Raw genomic sequence first — 17,802 nt, 5'->3', positions numbered from 1 at the left:
ACAAGGCCGCCTGAGGCATCCGCAGGACCAGATCCCGGAACGAAGCCCGTATGAACCGACCTCATGTCAGCCTGGTGGGCGTGGTCCTGGCGCTGGTCCTGCTGATCGGCGGGGTGTCGCTGATCGCCTTCCCGCGCGCGATCGTGGTGCATCACGCCGGCAACTGGAAGGTGCCGAAGTCCGCTCAGGCGTTCGGCCGCCAGGAGGTGAGTGCAAGCACGGTGCGCCTCTACGGTTTCGCCTGCCTGCCCATCGGTCTGCTTCTGCTGGCGGTCTCGGCCCTCCCGCTGCGGCCGGGCAAATAGCCGCTGCGGCGGCCCGGACTGGGAAACAGGCTCGGCGCACACGCGAACCGACGTTCAAACAGCAGCCAGCCGGCGATGTGTCTGCAGCGCTAGACTCGCCGCCGCAGCGACACGCTGCCTGCGCCGGGGACGACCTCGGCGGCACTGCCACCGTTTCGCGGGGACGACCCTGCCACTGGGAGTCACCCATGAGCTGGATCTTGCTGTTCCTCGCAGGTGTGCTGGAAATCCTCTGGGCCATCGGCCTGAAGTACACCGAGGGCTTCACCCGCCCGGCGCCGACTGCGCTCACCCTCGCCGCCATGGCCGCCAGCTTCTATCTCCTGAGCCTGGCCCTGCGCACGCTGCCGCTGGGCACGGCCTATGCCGTGTGGGTCGGGATCGGTGCGATCGGCACGGCGCTGGCCGGCGTGCTGCTGTTCGACGAGCCGATGTCGACGCTGAAGGCGATCAGCCTGGTGCTGGTGGTCGCCGGCATCGCCGGGTTGAAGCTCGCCAGCAGCGGCTGAGGCGCGTCAGCGCCAGGCAACGCTGCAAAATTCAGCGCCGCCGCGCGCCATGGATGGCGCGCCCACGGATCGAGCACGCGACGCCTGATCCGGCGTGACCGAGCGAAGCGCAGGCGTCGCCGCGTTGCGGCCGAACGCGTCCGGACCTGTGCCAGACACGCGACGACCGACCAAGGCCAGGCGGGACTGGACCCGTGTGGACCTCAAGGCTTCGCGAGCGCGCGCAGCCGCTCCGCGGTCGCGGCATCCGCCGGATAGAAGCACTCCAGCGCGAGCTCGGACAGGGTGACGTCGGCCGGTGTCCCGAACACCGTGATGGTGCTGAACAGGGCGAGCTCGCCCAACGGACTGCGCAGGCGGAACAGCATCAGCACATCGGGCGTCGGCGACTCCGGGATGTCGTGATGCTCGGCCTCGTGCGGCAGGCTCGGGTAGGTCGACAGCTCGGCCAGCAGGCTGGCCAGCACGGCATCGCTGCTCTCGTGGACCTGGCGGCGCAGGCGCGCCAGCAGATGCCCACGCCACTGCTTCAGGTTGACGATCTGCGGCGCCAGCCCGTGCGGATGCAGGCTGATGCGCAGCACATTGGCCTGCGGCTGCAGCAGCTCGGGCGCGACCGCGCCCAGCAGCGCCTGCGCACTGGCGTTGGCCAGCTGCAGGTTCCAGTGCCGATCCACGGCGACGGCAGGAAACGGCGCGTGCAGATCGATCACCCGCTGCACCGCCTCGCGCGCGGCAGCGAGCGCCGGGCTGTCGAGCGTGGCCTCGGCGTAAGCCGGCGCAAAACCCGCCGACAGCAGCCAGCGGTTGCGCTCGCGCAGCGGCAGCTCCAGCAGCGCGGCCAGGTGCAGCACCAGCTCGCGGCTGGGGCGGGCGCGGCCGGTTTCGATGAAGCTCAGGTGGCGCGTCGAGATCTCCGCCTCCAGCGCGAGCTCCAGCTGCGAGAGCCGACGTCGCTGACGCCAGTCGCGCAGCAGGCCGCCGATGGCGGTGGACGACGCGGGCGTGAGGGTTGATCTGGGGCTGTCCATGGCGGCGGATGCTACCCGCGCCAGCGCGGCCAGGGCATTACCTCGAAGGTAATCGACCGCCGACAGGCGCGGGCCGAAGCTGCAGGCGCAGTCAGCCCCCAACCCAAGGAGATCCGCCATGAACACCGTGCTTCCCTCACCCCTGCTGCGCCTGGGCCTGCGACTCGACGCCATCCTCAGCCTGGCTGCCGCGGCGGCGGTGCCCCTGCTGCTGGTGCCGCTGAGCGTCGCCCTCGGCTTCAGCCGCGAACAGATGATCCTGATCGCCGCCTTCATGTTCGGCTGGGCCGCCTTGACCGGCTGGATGGGCGGCCAGGCGCGGCTGCCGGCCTGGAGCGTCTGGCTCGCCATCGCCGTCAACGTCGAATGGGCGGCGGCCAGCCTGGTGCTGCCGGCCTTCGGCTGGATCGCGCCGAATGCGCTGGGCTGGACCCTGCTGGTCGCGCAGGCGCTGGGCGTGCTGGTGTTCGCCGGGCTGCAGTGGTTGGGCCTGCAGCGCAGCGAGCGGATCGGCGCCGCCGCCGCGGCGATCGCCTGAATGCGGCGCGCGCAGTCCGGTTTCGGCAGCCCGTGGATCCGCGCGGGCCTGTGGGTCGCGATCGCGATCCACTGGCTGCCGCTGCCGGGCCTGCTGGGCGCCGGCTCACTGAAGGCACTGTATGCGCTGGAGGCGAGCATCGAACCCGCCGTGGAACTGCTGCTGCAGCACCGCGCCCTGCTGTTCGCCCTGCTCAGCCTGCCGCTGGCCTTCGCGCTGAACGGACGCGGCTCGCTGCGCGCGGGCTGCGCCCTGCTGCTGGCCAGCGACATCGCCTTCGCCCTGCTGTGTCTTCAGCACTGGCCGCTCACGCCCGCCCTGCAGCGGGTGCTGCTGTTCGATGTCGTGTCGATCGCCCTGCTGGCGATCGGTCTGAGCGCTGCAGCGCCCAGGGTCGGTCAGGCCTTGCGCAGGTAGCAGGCCTTGAGCATGAAGTTGCCGGCGTCCATGCGGCAGTCGACCTCGTGGTCGCCACCGACCAGGCGGATGCTCTTCACCTTGCTGCCGACTTTGAGCACGGTCGAGCTGCCCTTGACCTTGAGGTCCTTGATCAGTACCACCGAGTCGCCATCGGCCAGCGGCGTGCCGTTGGCATCGACCACCACGCGTTCGTCGGTTTCGTCTTCCTCGACGCCCGCGGCCTGCGACCACTCGTGGGCGCAGTCAGGACAGATCCACTGCTCGCCATCCGGATAGGTGTTCTCGGAGCCGCACTGCGGACAGGACGGGATCGAATCGGGCATGGGGGCGACCGTGGAGGGGGCGTGAAAGTATACGACCCCATCCACCTCTGCCCGAGTGCCCTCAGCCGCGCAGGGCGCGCTCGAACAAGGCGAGAGTCTTCGCCCAGGCCTCGCGCGCGGCGGCTTCGCTGTAGCGCGGCGTGGTGTCGTTGTGGAACCCGTGCAGGGTGCCCTCGGGCTGGAACAGCGCAAAGCGCGTGCCGGCAGCGGTCAGCGCGGCCTCATAGGGCGGCCAGGTCGCGTTGACCCGCTCATCGTCGGCAGCGAGCACCACCAGCAGCTCGGCCTTGATGTCCGGCACGCCCTCCAGCGGCGCGGCGCCGCCGTAGTAGGGGGCAGCGGCAGCAAGCTCGGGCAGACGCGTGGCCAGCAGGTTGACGATCGCACCGCCGTAGCAGAAGCCGGTAGCGCCGAGCCGGCCGTTGCCGCCTTCGAGCGCCAGCAGCCAGCGCGAGGCTGCGACGAAGTCCTCACGGCACTTGGCCTGGTCGAGCTGGGGAAACAGCGCGCGCGCAGAGTCCTCGTCGCCGGGATAGCCGCCGAGGGTGAAGAGCGCGTCGGGCGCGAAGGCGCGATAGCCGGCGAGCGCCAGACGACGCGCGACGTCTTCGATATGCGGATTCAGGCCGCGGTTCTCGTGCACCACCAGCACGCTGGGCAGTGGGCCCGTGGGCTCGGCTGGCTGGGCGAGGTAGCCGCGCCCCTTGCCATGGCCCTGCGGCGAGTCGAACTCGCGGTACTCCGCGCGCAGCCGCGCGTCGTCCGCGGCCACCTGCTGGGCCGCGGCGAACTGCGGGCTGAGCGCCGCCAGCAGGCCCGCCGCACCCGCAGCACCCGCGGCATAGCGACCTGCGCCTGCGAGAAAAGCGCGGCGGTCGATGGCGCCGTGCACGAACTGGTCGAACAGACGCAGCACTTCGGGGTGGAAATCGTGCTGGTCGAGGCGGCGCGGCATGCTCATGGCTGACTCCCGGAATGAATGGCCGCCAAGGCTGGTGGCGCGGGCATCGCGATCGCGTGAACCGGTTGCTTGCCTCTCAGCCCGGGCTGTTCGACAGCGGATACACCTCGCGGATCGGACAACGGCTGCCGAGGCGGCTGGCGGCCATGCCGCCGAGATCTGCACGGTCCGCCGGGAGGATGACCACGGTGTCGCCGGTATTGCCGCAGATCAGACCGTTGTTGGCCCCGGAGGCGAAATCGATGTTCTGGAAGCGCCCCAGATCGGGGCAGCTGCCGTCGAGCTCGACGCGGTAGCGGGTGCGGCCGCCACCGCGCCGCGCCGAGGTCTCGACCACCAGACCGCCGTCCGCTTCGTTCCAACCGCGCAGGTGGCGCGAGGCGAAGCAGAAGTCGGCGCTGCCGCCGAATCCGGGGCGCGCGCCGCCCTTCACTTCCACCGTGGCCAGGGTGCGAGAGGAGGCCTCGCGCGCCAGCCGCGCGAACTCACGGCCATCGACCGGGGCAAGCGCCGCGATCGCGCAGGTCTGGCCGGAGGGCTGCACCTGCACGAAGGCGCCCTCGCCGCAGGCCCAGCCTTCGCGGGCCAGCAGGCTGGGCTGCGCCTCGGCCTGGAGCACCGCCTCGCAGGCCTCGGCCAGCTCGACCCGGAAACGCTGGCCGTTCGACAGTGCCACCGCCAGCTGCCAGGCCGAGGGCGCGTGGAAGGTCTCGACCCGACGCGCGTCCAGGCAGTCCGGTGCGGGTGCCGGCGAGCGCGCCTCAACAGCGCTGCAGGCCAGCGCGCAGGCCAGCGCGAGAAACGCGCGGCGCATCAGCGGGCCGCCTGCGCGATCGGAAAGACCTCACGGATCGAGCAGCGCGAGCCCAGCGGCGACACTGGAATCAGGCCGACATCCATGAGCTCGACGCGATCGCCCACATTGCCGCAGATCACGCCGTTGTCGGTGCCCGAACGGAAGCCCACGCTGATCGCGCGACCCAGGTCGGGGCAGACTTCGCCAAGCTCGACGCGATAGCGCGTATTGCCGCCGGAGCGGCGCGCCGACACCTCGACTTCGAGCGCTTCACCGGACTCGCTCCAGGCGCGTACATGGCGCGCCGCGAAGCAATGGTCGTGGGTGCCGCGGAACGCGCGCGGCAGGCTGGCCTTCACCTCGACTGCCGCCAGCTGGCCGGCGCGATCACGACCGGCATCGCGCAGCAGGGCCGCGAACTCGCGCTCGTCGGCCGGCGCCAGCGCAGCAATGCGGCAGGCCTCGCCGCTGCGCGCATCGACGACATACTCGCGCTCGCCGCCGCAGGCCCAGCCGTCCTGCGAGAGCAGGCTGAGCTCGGCTTCGGCCGAGCGCACCACCGGGCAAGCCTGATCCAGCTCGACGCGGAAACGCCGGCCGTCGTCCTGGGCGACCGCCAGCTGCCAGGCGGAGACCGGATACACGCGGTCGATCCGGCGTGCATCGAGACAGTCGGGCGAAGGCGGCGCCGTGCGCGCGGTCTCGGCACGCGTCATCCCGGCGGTGAGCGCGCAGCACAGCAGCAGCGAAAGCCTCAGAACAGGCGCGGTCATGGTGGACTCCAGAGAGGTATAGGTCGGCCAGAAAAGCCGAACCCGACTCTGCCGGCCGCAGGCCGGACCGGCAAGCCCCCATACAGGTCGGAGACGGACGCATCGGACAGTCGGCGTTCAGGCTCAGTGCGTCCAGCGCCACTCGTCGAGCGGCAGGCGCAGGCACCGACTTTGAGTCCCCTCAAGATGACAGGCGATAATGCCGCGCAGAATCGCCTCCGCGTCGAGGCCCTCCCCTCCCCCCATGCGCTGCTGCCCGCGACCCCCAGGACTCGCGCGGCTGGCCGCGCGGATCACGAATCGAATGACTGCCGCCGTCCAGCCGCTCAGCACGCAAGCCGACAAGCCCTACCGCATCGAAACCGTCCGCGAGGTCCACCACTGGACCGACCAGTACTTCACGATCCGCTGCACCCGCGATGAGGGCCTGCGCTTCGAGAACGGCCAGTTCGTGATGCTGGGCCTGATGGTCGAGGGCAAGCCGCTGCTGCGCGCGTACTCGATCTGCAGCCCGAATTGGGAAGAGCAGCTGGAGTTCCTGAGCATCAAGGTCGCCGACGGCGCGCTGACCTCGCGCCTGCAGCACATCCAGCCGGGCGACGAGCTGCTGATCAGCAAGAAGCCTACGGGCACTCTGCTGATCTCGGACGTCAAGCCCGGCCGCAATCTCTACCTGTTGGCCACCGGCACCGGCCTTGCGCCCTTCCTCGCGATCATCCGCGACCCCGAGACCTACGAGCGCTACGAGCGGGTGATCGTGGCCCACGGCGTGCGCGAGGAGCATGACCTCGCCTACCGCGATTTCCTGAGCCGCGAACTGCAGCAGCACGAGTATCTCGGCGAGATGGTTCGGAACACGCTGCTGTACTACCCGGCGGTGAGCCGCGAGCCCTTCGTCCACCACGGCCGCATCACCGACCTGATGGATTCGGGCCAGATGATGCGCGATCTCGGCCTCGATGCCCTCGACCCCGCGCAGGACCGCGCGATGATCTGCGGCAGCCCGGCCATGCTGGCCGACTTCCGCCGCCTGCTGGATGCGCGCGGCTTCGAGGTCAGCCCACGCATCGGCACGCCGGGCCACTACGTCTTCGAGCGCGCCTTCGTCGACAAGTAGAGCTGCGGCAGAAGCGGCGTTCGCGGCCGTCACGAATCGACGCATACTTCGTCTTCACGCGGCGCCCACGGTGGGCGCTCGCGCTTTCGGGGGTGTCGCCATGTTCGAACGTTTCGCGCGCAGCTGGTCGCTGATCAAGGCCAGCGCTTCGGTCCTGAAGCAGGACAAGGAGCTGCTGCTGTTCCCGCTGCTGTCCTCGATCGCCACCCTGCTGGTGGCGGCGGCTTTCATCCTGCCGGCGCTGGGCCTGGGCGCGCTCGACGGCCTCGATCGCATGGGCGAGGAGGGCCTGCCGCCGCTGGCCTACGTGCTGGCCTTTCTGTTCTACCTGGCCCAGTACTTCGTGATCTTCTTCTTCAACACCGCGCTGGTGGGCGCGGCGATGATCCGCCTGCAGGGCGGTGACCCGACCGTCAGCGACGGCCTGCGCATCGCCGGCGGCAAGCTCGGCGTGATCTTCGGCTATGCGCTGATCGCCGCCACCGTCGGCATGATCCTGCGCGCCATCCAGGAGCGCGCAGGCTGGATCGGCCGCTGGATCGCCGGCCTGCTTGGCGCAGCCTGGACCGTGGCCAGTTTTCTTGTCGTGCCGGTGCTGGTCAGCCGCGATGTCGGCCCGCTCGAGGCGGTGAAGGAAAGCGCGGTGCTGCTCAAGCGCACCTGGGGCGAGAACGTGATCGGCCAGGGCGGTATCGGCCTGGTTTTCGGCCTGATCAACTTCGCGGTGCTGCTGCTGGGCGTGGCGCTGATCGTCGCAGCCGCGATGAGCAAGAGCGTGGTGCTGATCGGTCTGGCGGTCGCGGCGCTGGTCATCGCCCTGGTGCTGGGCGCGCTGATCCAGGCCGCGCTGTCCGGCATCTATTCGGCGGCGCTGTACCGCTACGCGAGCGGCGAGGGCGAAAGCGAGGGCTTCGACGGCGCCCTGCTGGGCCGGGCTTTCGCACCCAAGCCTTGATCACGCCTCAGGCGGGCAGGATCTCGTCGCCGAGCGCGTCGAGGTCCTCGTCCGTCCGGACGTCCTCGCGCTGGGCCGCAAGCTCCGCCAGCACGTCCAGCGCCTCCTGCGCGTTGTCGTCACCGACCCACAGGCTGTGCAGCCCGAACACCGGCAGCTCGCCCATGGCGCCACCGAGGTGCTCGCCGGCCACCAGCGTCGGAATGCCCGCTGCCTCCAGCCAGCCGCGGGCGATCTGCGCGTCGATGTAGCTGTGGGCCTCGTAGACTTTGCGCATGGGTCCGTCGCAGGAGTTCGATCAGAGATGAGTCCAACAGACTACGCGCGCAGGCAGGTGCTCCGGGTGTTCCCGGCGTCAGCCCTGGCCCTGCTGCTGGCGGCGTGTGTGCCGCCAGCGCTGCCTCCGGAGTACGGGAGCCTCCGCGGCATCGAGGTGATCGACCTGCGCGAGGGTGAAGGTGCGCCCGCGCAGGCCGGCGACCGCCTGCGCATGCACTACCGCGGCTACCTCTACGACCAGCGTGCCGAGGGCGGCCGTGGGCCCAAGTTCGACGACTCGCATGCGCGTGGCCGAGCCTTCGAATTCGTGCTGGGCGCCGGTCGGGTAATCCGCGGCTGGGACGAGGGCCTGCTGGGCTTGAAGCCCGGTGGCCAGCGACTGCTGCGGCTGGGCCCCGAATACGGCTACGGCGAACGCGGCGCCGGCGGCACGATTCCACCGGGCGCTTCGCTGCTGTTCGAGGTCGAGCGGGTGGCGGACGAAAGCTAGGCGCAGCGCCGGCGGCCTCCCGGCTTCAGCGCGGCTCGCGCGCCTCGCGCCAGCGCTGGGCGCCCAGGAAGATCATCCGCAGCTGCCGGGTCAGCTCCTGCAGCTGCTCGCGCTCGGCCTGGGCGTGCCCGGGCGGCAGGTCGAGAATGTCGTTGATCGCGTTGATGACGGTGGCCACCACCAGCCGGCAAAGCAATGCGAGCGTGTCGGCATCGAGGCCGGGCATCAGGTCCAGTCGCCGCATGTCCTGCGCCATCTCCTGGGCGAAATGACCCTCCTCCGTGCGGATGGCCTGGCGGATCACTGGTGCGCCGCCGCCGCGCTCGGAGGCGATGAACAGAAAATGCGCGCGGTGCTGCTGCACGTAGGCGCGGAAGATCAGCACCGAACTGCGCAGGATCTGGGTAGGCGGCAGGCCGGTGCGGCGCGCCTCGCGCAGCAGTCGCCGCAGGGTGGCGCCGGACTCCTCGACGAGGGCGAGGCCGAGCTCATCCAGATTGGGAAAATGCCGATAGAAGGCTGCCGGAACGACGCCGGCCTGGCGGGTGATCTCGCGCAGGCTGAGCGAGGCGAAGCTGCGCCCGGTGCCCATCAGCTGTAGCGCCGCCGACAGCAGCTGGGCGCGGGTCAGCAGGCGCCGCTCATCGCGGGTGCGGGCGGGATCAGCGTCGCCAGTGGCACGAACGGACATGTGAAGGGTGGATGCGGCGCGTGGGGCCGCCAGTGTACGCGCGCGCCGTGGCAGCTTCAGGCGCTGCCGAGGCCCGCCCAGGCTTCGAACTCGCCGGCTTCCAGCGCTGGCGCGAACAGGTAGCCCTGGCCGCGCCCGCAGCCCATGGCCAGCAGGGCGGCACGCTGCTCCTCGGTCTCGATGCCCTCGGCGGTAAGCGAAAGCCCGAGGTCGCCGGCGAAGCCGATGATCGTTCGCACGATCGCGCGATGACGGATGTTTGCGCCCATGTCGCGAATGAAGCCGCGGTCGATCTTCAGCGCATCGAACGGGGATTCGGCGAAGCGCTCCAGCGACGAGTAACCCGTGCCGAAGTCGTCCACCACGAGGGCCGCCCCGGTCGCCTTCAAGCGGTCCAAGCGCTCGCCGGCCTGGTTCATGTCGGCGCTGAAGACCCGCTCGGTGACCTCGATGTGCAGCGCGCTGGCGGGCAGCCCGGCCGCGGCCAGCGCCGCGGCGATCTCGCTGGGCGCCGACGGCAGGGCGACCAGTCGCTCGTCCATGTTGACGCTGAGGCTGAAGCCCTCGTAGCCGAGCCTGCCGCGCCACGCCGCCACCTGCCGGCAGGCTTCGCGCAGCACCCACAGATCGATCTCGCCAATCAGGCCGGCTTCCTCGGCCAGCGGCAGGAACTCGCCGGGCAGCAGGAGGCCGCGACGCGGATGCCGCCAGCGCACCAGCGCCTCGCAGCCCAGCGCACGACCGGAGTCCAGCTCGACGATCGGCTGGTAATGGACAACGAACTCCCCGCGCCCCAGCGCCAGCCGCAGGTCGGTCTGCAGCTCGAAGCGGCGGCGCGCCTCCGCGTGCATGGCCTCGTCGAACACCGCGAAGCCACCCTTGCCCAGCACCTTGGCGCGATACATGGCGGTGTCGGCGTCGCGCAGGATCTGCTCGGGCCAGCGGTAGTCAGGATGTCCAAGCACGATGCCGACGCTCGCGCCGGAGTAGACCTCCTGGCCGTCGACGCGGAACGGACGCTGGAACAGTTCGGCGATCAGCCGCGCGAGCGCCTCGGCCCGTGCCCGCGAACACGGGCCCGTGGGCAGCATGCTGAACTCGTCGCCGCCATAGCGCGCCAGCAGTGCTTCACGGCCCAGGGTCAGCGACAGGCGCTCAGCGATCGCGACCAGCAAGCGATCGCCTGCGCCGTGGCCCAGGCTGTCGTTGACCCACTTGAAGCCGTCGAGGTCGAGGAACAGCACGGCGTAGTCGTGGCGATCGCGGCCCTGGGCCTCGCCGAGGGTGATGAGCAGCTGCTGCTCGAACTGCCAGCGATTGGGCAGGCCGGTCAGGGGATCAAAGTTGGCGTGGAAGCGCAGCAGATGCTCGGCTTCACGCTGGCGGCTGACGTCCACGACGGAGCCGGCCAGCTCCATGCCGCCGGCACGCTCGTCGACGCGCTGCACCGACAGATTGACCCACAGCAGGCTGCCGTCGTGCGCCACCAGCCGGGTCGGGAAATCGGCCACCGCGCCGTGTTCGCGCAGCTTGAGCAGCAGGCGGTCGCGGTCGTCCGGATCGGCGTACAGGCGATCGACATGCTCCAGCGCGTTGACCAGGCTGGCGGCGTCGGGGTAGCCCAGCATGCGCGCCAGGGCCGGATTGACATCGAGGAAGCGGCCCTGCTCGGTGCTCCGGAACAGCCCCACGGGTGAGCGATCGAACAGTTCGCGATAGCGCGCTTCGGCGTCAGCCAGCGCCTGCCGTTGCCTTTGCTCCACGGTGATGTCGCGCATCACGCCGGTCGAGGCGATGTCGCCGTGGTAGATGATCGCGTCGGCGTGCACCTCGACGCTGACGACATGGCCTTCGCGATGCAGCAGCCGGATCACGTAGCGCTGCACGTCCAGCGAGCCGTCCTCGCGCGCCTGCCTCCGCTGGGCCTGTGCCTGCACGTCGTCCGGGTGGACCAGGCCCATGTAGCTCTGGCCGATCAGTTCCGCCGGCGCATAGCCCAGCATCTCGGCCAGCGCCGGATTGATGAACAGCAGTCGCCCGCGCTGGATCAGGAAGACCCCGTCGCGACAGTTCTGCACCAGTGCGCGGTACAGGCTTTCGGACTCGCGCAAGGCCTGCTGGGCTTCCTGCTCGGCGCTGATGTCGATCAGCGAACCCTCGTGGAACAGCACGCGCCCCGCTGCATCGACCACCGCCCGCGAGTTCTCGCTGACCCAGAGCAGGCTGCCATCGCGCCTGCGCATGCGCTGCCGACGCCCGCGCACCCGGCCACTGGCGGCGAGCTCCTCGCGTACGCGGGCGGCGTCCTCGGCATCGGCGTAGAGGCTGTCCATGTCTTCGGACAGCGCCAGCAGCATGTGCTCCGCCGACTCGAAGCCGAACATGCGCGCCATCGCCGGGTTGGCATCGATGAGGCCGCCGCCGGGCAGGCAGCGGAACAGGCCTTCGGCGGCGTGCAGATAGAGCGAGCGGTAGCTCTCGCGCTGCGGGTCGTTGCTGTGCTCCGCCAGACGCTCCGGGGCGGCGTCGAGCAGGGCGAAGATCTGCGTGCCGTCCTCGCCATCGACGCACTCGGCGTTCAATCGACACGCGAGCAGGTGGCCAGCGGCGTGGCGGACGCTGATCAGGAGGCCGCTGACGCGCCCGCTTTCGCGCAGCTGCGACCAGATCGCCGTGCGCACCGACATGTCCGGCCAGAGCCCCAGCTCCAGCGGGCGTCGGCCGAGCGCATCGGTAAGGCGATAGCCGAGCACGCGCTCCAGCGCGGGATTGGCTTCCAGTACTGTGCCCCGATCGGCGCACAGCAGGGCGACCACCGTATCCGAGTGCCTGAAGCGATCTACGAGCCCACCGACTGCCCTCCCCCGGATGCATCCCCGCCGCACTATACGGGCAGCCGGCGACGTATCGCTGCCGCCGCGATTGCCGGCTGATCGGGCTATCCTGCAAGCTTGGGGCCAAGGGCCAGCGCTGCCGCTCTGGCGCAACCCATCCCCTGCGTTTCCGCGCGGCCAGCGCCCGTCCGGCGCGGCCGTCCCCATCGAGTCCCGAGCTGTAGCCTTGAGCCCGAATCGCTTCCGCCTTCATCCCCTCGGTCTTGCGCTGGGAGCCCTGCTTTCGGGCCCGGCGCTGGGCCAGTCCAGCACCCCCGACTGGAGCCTCTGCCGCGCACGCGACTACCCGGACTTCTACCGTCCGGATCTGCCGCGCGACGTCGCCCGCGAGACCGCGCCGATCGACGTCGTCGCACGCGCCTTCCGCATCGAGGGTCCGGGCGTCTACACCCTGGAGGGCGAGGCCGAGCTGGTGCGCGCCGACCAGCGCCTGGTGGCGCCAAGGCTCGACCTCAACGCCACCAGCGGCGCCTTCGAAGCGCCTGAAGGCCTGCAGTACCAGGACCAGGCCCTGCTGGTGGAGGCAGCGTCCGCACGCGGCAACCTGCAGGACGATCGGACCGAGCTCGGCGACCTGCGCTACCAGCTGCTGATGCAGCGCGGCAACGGTGTTGCCGATGCCGCCCGGGTCGAAGGCACGCGCAGCGCGCTGGACCGCGTCACCTACAGCACCTGCGAGCCGGAACAGGAAACCTGGCAGTTCCGCGCCCAGCACATCGACCTCGACACCGAAACGGGCGTTGGCAAGGCCCGCAATGCGCGCCTTGAGTTCGCCGGCGTGCCGGTGTTCTACATGCCCTACGTGAGCTTCCCGATCGACGAACGCCGCCGCAGCGGCTTCCTCTACCCGGGAGTCGGCTCGGGCAACAGCAACGGCCTCGACATCCGCCTGCCCTACTACCTGAACCTGGCGCCGAACTACGACGCCACGGTCACCCTGCGCAGCCTCGGGCGACGTGGACTGATGCTTGGCGGCGAGTTCCGCTACCTCGGTCGCAGCTTCAGCGGGCTCCTCGAAGGCGACTGGCTGCCGAACGACGATGTCCGTCGACGCGACCGCGGCGCCCTGCGCTATCAGCACGTGGGTCGGCTGTCGCCGGCCTGGAACGTACTCGTCGACCTCAACCACGTGTCCGACGACCGCTACTTCGAGGACTTCGGCGACTCGCTGACCAGCATCTCGACCACCCTGCTGGAGAGCCAGGCCGGGCTGCGCGGCAGCGGCGCCCAGTGGCAGGCCAGCGCGGTGTTGCGCGACTTCCAGCTGGTCGATCCGCTGATCCCCGACAGCGCGGCACCCTTCCAGCAGCTGCCGCAGCTTCGCTACAGCGCCTGGCTGCCGGCTGGCCCGCTGCGCGTCGGCCTCGATGCCGAGGTGGTCGCCTTCGGCCACCAGGATCGCGACGCCGGCAGCCGCTACGACCTGCGGCCCTGGCTGCGCGCTCCTATCGAACGCGCCTGGGGATTCATCCGTCCGGAGCTGGCCTTCCGCCAGACCGGCTACCGCCTCGACCGCGGCTTCGCAGCGAGCTTTCCCGACCGCAGCCCGGAGCGCAGCCTGCCGATCTTCAGCTTAGACACCGGCCTGCTGTTCGAGCGCCCGACCCGACTGTTCGGCAGCAATTTGCAGCAGACGCTGGAGCCGCGCCTGTTCTACCTGCGTGCGCCTTTCCGCGATCAGGACGACCTGCCCCTGTTCGATACCCAGGAGCTGTCCTTCAGCTTCGCCCAGCTGTTCCGCTCCAACCGCTTCACCGGCGCCGACCGGCAGATGGACGCCAACCAGCTGACGCTGGCGGTAGGCAGCCGTTTCTTCGATGCTGCGGATGGCCGCGAGCGCTTCGCCGCCAGCGTCGGCCAGATCCGCTACTTCGATCCGCCGCGGGTCGGCCTGCAGCCCGGCGGCCTGCCCACCCGGCCGAACGCCTCGCCCTTCGTCGGCGAGATCTCGGCCAACTTCACCCGCCGCTTCTCCGCCGGCATCGGCAGCCAGTGGGACCCCGACCTCAACCGCACCGACCTCTCGGCGCTGCGCGCCCAGTACCGGCGCGACGACGGTGCCGTCGCCAACCTGAGCTATCGCTTCCGCCGCACCGCCGGCGCCCCGGTCGAGCAGGTCGACAGCAGTTGGCTGGTGCCGCTGAGCCCGGCCTGGCGCGTGCTCGGGCGCTGGAACTACTCGATCGCCGACCGTCGCACCATCGAGGCCTTCGCCGGCCTGCAGTGGGAAAGCTGCTGCGTGGCGGTGCGCCTGCTCGGCCGCCACTACGTCCGCAACCGCGAGGGCGAGAAGAACAACGCCCTCTACGTCGAGATCGAGTTGAAGGGCCTCGGGCGCTTCGGGCGCGACTCAGAGGAACTATTGCAGCGTGCTATCCTCGGCTACTCGCGTTGACGGCCGTCGCAGCCCGTCCAGCGCAGTCGTTTATGCGGTGTCCATCGTGTCCGTGCGAGCCTGCGGGCCGCCGTAAGCCGACGCCACCCCACCCCCATCCGCTGACCCACGAGACCGTTCGCGCATGAACCGGATCGCCACGCGTTGCACCGCCCTGCTCGTCCTGCTTGCCGGCGCCATCGGCGCCCCCGTGAATGCGCAGCTCGCCGTGCCCATGACCCCGCTCGAGAGCGTGGTCGCCGTTGTAGAAGAGGATGTGATCCTGCGCAGCGAACTGGATCGCGCGGTCGCCAACATCCTCGCCCAGTACGCCGACCGTCGCGAACAGCTGCCGCCGCAGTCGGCGCTGGAGCGCCAGGTGCTGGAGCGCCTCGTGCTGCTGCGCCTGCAGGTGCAGCGCGCCCGCGAGATGGGCGTGCGCGTGCCAGACGCCGAGGTCGAGGAATCGATCCGCCGGATCGCCCAGCAGAACAACATTTCTCTTGACCAGATGCGCGCCCAGCTGGCCGCCGACGGCATCGACTTCCCGGAATTCGCACAGTCGCTGCGCGACGAGATCGTGGTGCAGCGCCTGCGCCAGCAGATCGTGCAGTCCCGCGTGCAGGTCAGCGAGAGCGAGATCGACATCCTGCTGGCGTCCGAAACCCTTCAGTCGGGTCGCGTGCGCGTCGCCAACATCCTGGTGGCACTGCCGGACGGCGCGACCGCCGAGCAGATCGACCTGGCCAAGACCAAGATCGATGGCGTCAAGGGCCTGATCGACCGCGGCGAAATGAATTTCCAGGCTGCGGCGATCCGCTATTCGGATGCCCCCAACGCGCTGGAAGGCGGCGACCTGGGTACGCGTCGCCTCGACGAGCTGCCGCCCCTGTTCGCGAGCCTGATCGAAGGCATGCAGCCCGGTGACGTCTCGCCGGCGGTGCGCGGCCCCGGCGGCTACCACCTGCTGCAGCTGATCGAGCGCAGCAACGAAGGTCCGCAGAGCGTGACCGAGTACCAGGCCCGGCACATTCTGGTGCGCGTCAACGAAGTCGTGAGCCGCGAGGAAGCGCGCAGCCGCATCGACGCCCTGCAGGCCCGCCTGCAGGCCGGCGAGGACTTCGCCGAGCTGGCGCGGGCCGAATCGCAGGACCCTGCAACCCGAAACCAGGGCGGCGACATGGGCTGGTTCCCGCTCTACGCCTGGGGTCAGGCCACGGGTGAAGCCTTGCTCAAGCTCGCCGATGGCGAAGTGTCAGAGCCATTCTCGAGCGACGCCGGCTGGCACATCCTGCAGCGCCTGGGCTCGCGCGAGCAGGACGTCACCGAACAGCTGCGCCGCAACGAGGCCCGCGAAGCGATCGGCCGCCGCAAGGCCGAGGACGAGTACGAGCGCTTCCTGCGCCAGATGCGCGACGAGGCCTACGTCGAAACCCGCCTGGCGAGCTGAGTGCCGTCATGGGCGCGGATGCGCCGCCGCGGCTGCTGCTGATTCCCGGCGAGCCTGCCGGTGTCGGCCCCGAGCTGGCGCTCAAGCTGGCCCTCCACGAGCGTGATTCAGAGCTGCTGGCGATCGCCGATCCGACCCAGCTGCAGGCGCTCGCCGCCCGGCTGGGCCTGCCGGTGGCGATCCATGCCAACGCAGGCACGCCGATCGAGCGCCGCGCCGGGCACCTCTCCGTGCTGCCTGAGCCCCTTGCCACCCCGGCCCAGGTCGGCCTGGTCGACGCTGCCAACGCGGCCCAGGTCCTGCGCTGCATCGATCGCGGCGTGGAGCTGTGCCTGGCCGGCGACTTCGAGGGTCTGGTCACCGGCCCAGTGCACAAGGCGGTCATCAATGCGGCTGGCGTGGCGTTTTCCGGCATGACCGAACGCCTGGCCGAGCGCGCAGGCGTCGACGATGTGGTGATGATGCTGGCTTCGCCGACCCTGCGGGTGGCGCTGGTCACCACCCACATGCCGCTGCGCGCGGTGCCCGATGCCATCACCGACGCGCGCATCGCCCGCACGGCGCGCTGCCTGCACCGCGCGCTGCAGCGCGACTTCGGCATCGCCCGGCCGTGCATCGCCGTGCTGAGCCTGAACCCGCATGCCGGCGAGGATGGCCACCTCGGCCGCGAGGAGATCGAGGTCATCCAGCCTTGCCTCGCCCGCCTGCGCGACGAAGGCCTGGACCTCCTCGGCCCCCTGCCCGCCGACACCGCCTTCCTGCCGCAGATGCTGGAAGGCGTGGATGCGGTGCTGGCGATGTACCACGACCAGGGCCTGCCGGTACTGAAGTACAGCGGTTTCGAGCAGGCGGTGAACATCAGCCTCGGTCTGCCCTTTGTGCGCGTCGCCGTCGACCACGGCACGGCACTCTCGCTCGCCGGCACCGGTCGCGCGGATGCGGCCAGCCTGATCGCGGCGCATCGCACGGCCTGCGCCCTCGCCCTGCACCGCCGGAACGCGCCATGAGCCACCAGACCAAGAAATCGCTGGGCCAGCATTTCCTCAGCGACACCGCGATGATCGAGAAGATCGTGCGCGCGATCGATCCCAAGCCCGGCCAACGCATCGTCGAGATCGGCCCCGGCGCCGGCGCCATCACCCGGCCGCTGCTGAAGCGCCACGGCGCGCTCACGGTCATCGAGTTCGATCGCGATCTGATCGAACCGCTGACCGCGCTGGGCGCAGAGCTCGGCGCGGAGCTGTCGATCGTGCACGCCGATGTCCTGACGGTCGACCTGACTGCGCTGGCCGCCGGCGGCAGCATCCGTCTGGTCGGCAACCTGCCCTACAACATCTCCTCACCGATCCTGTTCCACGCCATCGCCCATCTGCCGGCGATCACCGACATGCACTTCATGCTGCAGAAGGAGGTCGTGGACCGCATGGCGGCGGCGCCGGGCAGCAAGGTCTATGGACGGCTCAGCGTGATGCTGCAGGCACGCTGCCGGGTCACGCCGCTGTTCAAGGTGCCACCGGGCTGCTTCCGGCCGCCGCCCAAGGTCGATTCGGCGGTGGTGAGGCTGGAGCCTCGTGACCCGGCTGAAGTCGGGCTGCTGCAGCCCCGGCGCTTCGAACAGGTGGTGCGCGCGGCCTTCGCACAGCGTCGCAAGACTCTGCGCAATGCGCTGTCGACGGTGTGCACGCCGGACCAGATCGAAGCGGTCGGCATCGACCCCGGTGCTCGCGCGGAAACCGTGGCGGTTGCCGACTATGTGGCGCTGGCCAACGCCCTCGGCGACGAATCGGTGCCGGCAGCGCTCGCGCCTGAGCAGGACTGACGGGGGCGAGCCGTGGGATTTCACCCGCGCAACCCAAGGCTCACGCACATGGCCATCGACTGCTCGGACTAGAATGC

General features: G+C 70.1%; 19 protein-coding genes. 11 read left to right on the top strand and 8 right to left on the bottom strand.

The genetic code is table 11. The features are described from left to right. The first annotated feature begins 50 nt into the window (after window positions 1–50). Together Q0654_RS06680 and sugE are read left to right on the top strand one after the other, a co-directional pair. Window positions 51–305 (top strand): hypothetical protein, encoded by a 255-nt coding sequence (locus Q0654_RS06680; RefSeq protein WP_298851819.1) that lies wholly within the window; start codon window positions 51–53, stop codon window positions 303–305. Between the two features lie 188 nt (window positions 306–493). After that, a complete protein-coding gene (gene sugE, locus Q0654_RS06675) occupies window positions 494–814 on the top strand; it encodes a quaternary ammonium compound efflux SMR transporter SugE (protein ID WP_298851817.1) in 321 nt (106 codons plus the stop codon). A gap of 203 nt (window positions 815–1,017) precedes the next feature. Here sugE and Q0654_RS06670 read toward each other — a convergent pair whose 3' ends face one another. Then, a complete protein-coding gene (locus tag Q0654_RS06670) occupies window positions 1,018–1,965 on the bottom strand; it encodes a helix-turn-helix transcriptional regulator (protein WP_298851816.1) in 948 nt (315 codons plus the stop codon). Between Q0654_RS06670 and Q0654_RS06665 the strand changes: the two genes are divergently transcribed. Beyond that, window positions 1,964–2,383, top strand: a complete 420-nt coding sequence (locus Q0654_RS06665; protein WP_298851814.1) for a hypothetical protein — start codon at window positions 1,964–1,966, stop codon at window positions 2,381–2,383. The genes Q0654_RS06670 and Q0654_RS06665 overlap by 2 nt on opposite strands. Further along, window positions 2,384–2,800, top strand: coding sequence for a hypothetical protein (locus tag Q0654_RS06660; protein ID WP_298851812.1), 417 nt, complete (start codon window positions 2,384–2,386; stop codon window positions 2,798–2,800). On the opposite strand, the gene Q0654_RS06655 is transcribed toward Q0654_RS06660, so the two are convergent. From Q0654_RS06655 to Q0654_RS06640, 4 genes are all read right to left on the bottom strand, one after another. Beyond that, window positions 2,782–3,126, bottom strand: coding sequence for a zinc ribbon domain-containing protein YjdM (locus tag Q0654_RS06655; protein WP_298851810.1), 345 nt, complete (start codon window positions 3,124–3,126; stop codon window positions 2,782–2,784). The two genes, Q0654_RS06660 and Q0654_RS06655, sit on opposite strands and share 19 nt — an antisense overlap. 61 nt (window positions 3,127–3,187) lie before the next feature. Continuing rightward, a complete protein-coding gene (locus Q0654_RS06650; protein ID WP_298851809.1) occupies window positions 3,188–4,087 on the bottom strand; it encodes a dienelactone hydrolase family protein in 900 nt (299 codons plus the stop codon). A gap of 76 nt (window positions 4,088–4,163) precedes the next feature. After that, entirely contained in the window at window positions 4,164–4,901 is a 738-nt protein-coding gene (locus tag Q0654_RS06645) for a hypothetical protein (protein WP_298851806.1), read from the bottom strand. Next, the gene (locus tag Q0654_RS06640; RefSeq protein WP_298851804.1) at window positions 4,901–5,656 is read right to left on the bottom strand and encodes a DUF6491 family protein; all 756 of its coding nucleotides are present in this window, start codon (window positions 5,654–5,656) and stop codon (window positions 4,901–4,903) included. Before Q0654_RS06640 ends, Q0654_RS06645 begins: the two co-directional genes overlap by 1 nt. 304 nt (window positions 5,657–5,960) lie before the next feature. Between Q0654_RS06640 and Q0654_RS06635 the strand changes: the two genes are divergently transcribed. Together Q0654_RS06635 and Q0654_RS06630 are read left to right on the top strand one after the other, a co-directional pair. Next, on the top strand, window positions 5,961–6,773 hold the full coding sequence (locus tag Q0654_RS06635) for a ferredoxin--NADP reductase (RefSeq protein WP_298851802.1): 813 nt from the start codon (window positions 5,961–5,963) through the stop codon (window positions 6,771–6,773). A 100-nt stretch (window positions 6,774–6,873) separates the two neighbouring features. Beyond that, window positions 6,874–7,728: a DUF6159 family protein gene (locus Q0654_RS06630; RefSeq protein WP_298851799.1), complete on the top strand. Its 855-nt coding sequence runs from the start codon at window positions 6,874–6,876 to the stop codon at window positions 7,726–7,728. A 7-nt stretch (window positions 7,729–7,735) separates the two neighbouring features. Here the strand turns inward: Q0654_RS06630 and Q0654_RS06625 are convergent, their stop codons facing one another. Then, a complete protein-coding gene (locus Q0654_RS06625; RefSeq protein ID WP_298851797.1) occupies window positions 7,736–8,005 on the bottom strand; it encodes a DUF2007 domain-containing protein in 270 nt (89 codons plus the stop codon). A gap of 27 nt (window positions 8,006–8,032) precedes the next feature. Here Q0654_RS06625 and Q0654_RS06620 point away from each other — a divergent pair, with 27 nt between their 5' ends. Further along, entirely contained in the window at window positions 8,033–8,497 is a 465-nt protein-coding gene (locus tag Q0654_RS06620; RefSeq protein ID WP_298851794.1) for an FKBP-type peptidyl-prolyl cis-trans isomerase, read from the top strand. Between the two features lie 25 nt (window positions 8,498–8,522). Here the strand turns inward: Q0654_RS06620 and Q0654_RS06615 are convergent, their stop codons facing one another. Next, window positions 8,523–9,188, bottom strand: coding sequence for a TetR family transcriptional regulator (locus Q0654_RS06615; protein WP_298851792.1), 666 nt, complete (start codon window positions 9,186–9,188; stop codon window positions 8,523–8,525). A gap of 56 nt (window positions 9,189–9,244) precedes the next feature. Continuing rightward, on the bottom strand, window positions 9,245–12,004 hold the full coding sequence (locus Q0654_RS06610; RefSeq protein ID WP_343230124.1) for an EAL domain-containing protein: 2,760 nt from the start codon (window positions 12,002–12,004) through the stop codon (window positions 9,245–9,247). A 244-nt stretch (window positions 12,005–12,248) separates the two neighbouring features. On the opposite strand from Q0654_RS06610, the gene lptD reads away from it, so the two are divergent. The 4 genes from lptD (at window position 12,249) to rsmA (ending at window position 17,725) form a co-directional block, all read left to right on the top strand. Beyond that, entirely contained in the window at window positions 12,249–14,477 is a 2,229-nt protein-coding gene (lptD, locus tag Q0654_RS06605) for an LPS assembly protein LptD (RefSeq protein ID WP_298851786.1), read from the top strand. Between the two features lie 124 nt (window positions 14,478–14,601). Further along, window positions 14,602–15,906: a peptidylprolyl isomerase gene (locus tag Q0654_RS06600; protein WP_298851783.1), complete on the top strand. Its 1,305-nt coding sequence runs from the start codon at window positions 14,602–14,604 to the stop codon at window positions 15,904–15,906. An 8-nt stretch (window positions 15,907–15,914) separates the two neighbouring features. Continuing rightward, window positions 15,915–16,913, top strand: coding sequence for a 4-hydroxythreonine-4-phosphate dehydrogenase PdxA (gene pdxA / locus Q0654_RS06595; RefSeq protein ID WP_298851781.1), 999 nt, complete (start codon window positions 15,915–15,917; stop codon window positions 16,911–16,913). Beyond that, a complete protein-coding gene (rsmA, locus tag Q0654_RS06590; protein WP_298851778.1) occupies window positions 16,910–17,725 on the top strand; it encodes a 16S rRNA (adenine(1518)-N(6)/adenine(1519)-N(6))-dimethyltransferase RsmA in 816 nt (271 codons plus the stop codon). Before pdxA ends, rsmA begins: the two co-directional genes overlap by 4 nt. The last annotated feature ends 77 nt before the right edge of the window (window positions 17,726–17,802 follow it).

The sequence above is a fragment of the uncultured Aquimonas sp. genome, from assembly GCF_937888285.1.
Taxonomy (GTDB): domain Bacteria; phylum Pseudomonadota; class Gammaproteobacteria; order Xanthomonadales; family Xanthomonadaceae; genus Aquimonas.
Note: the sequence above shows the minus strand (reverse complement) of the source record. Positions and strands in the feature narration are given on the sequence as shown.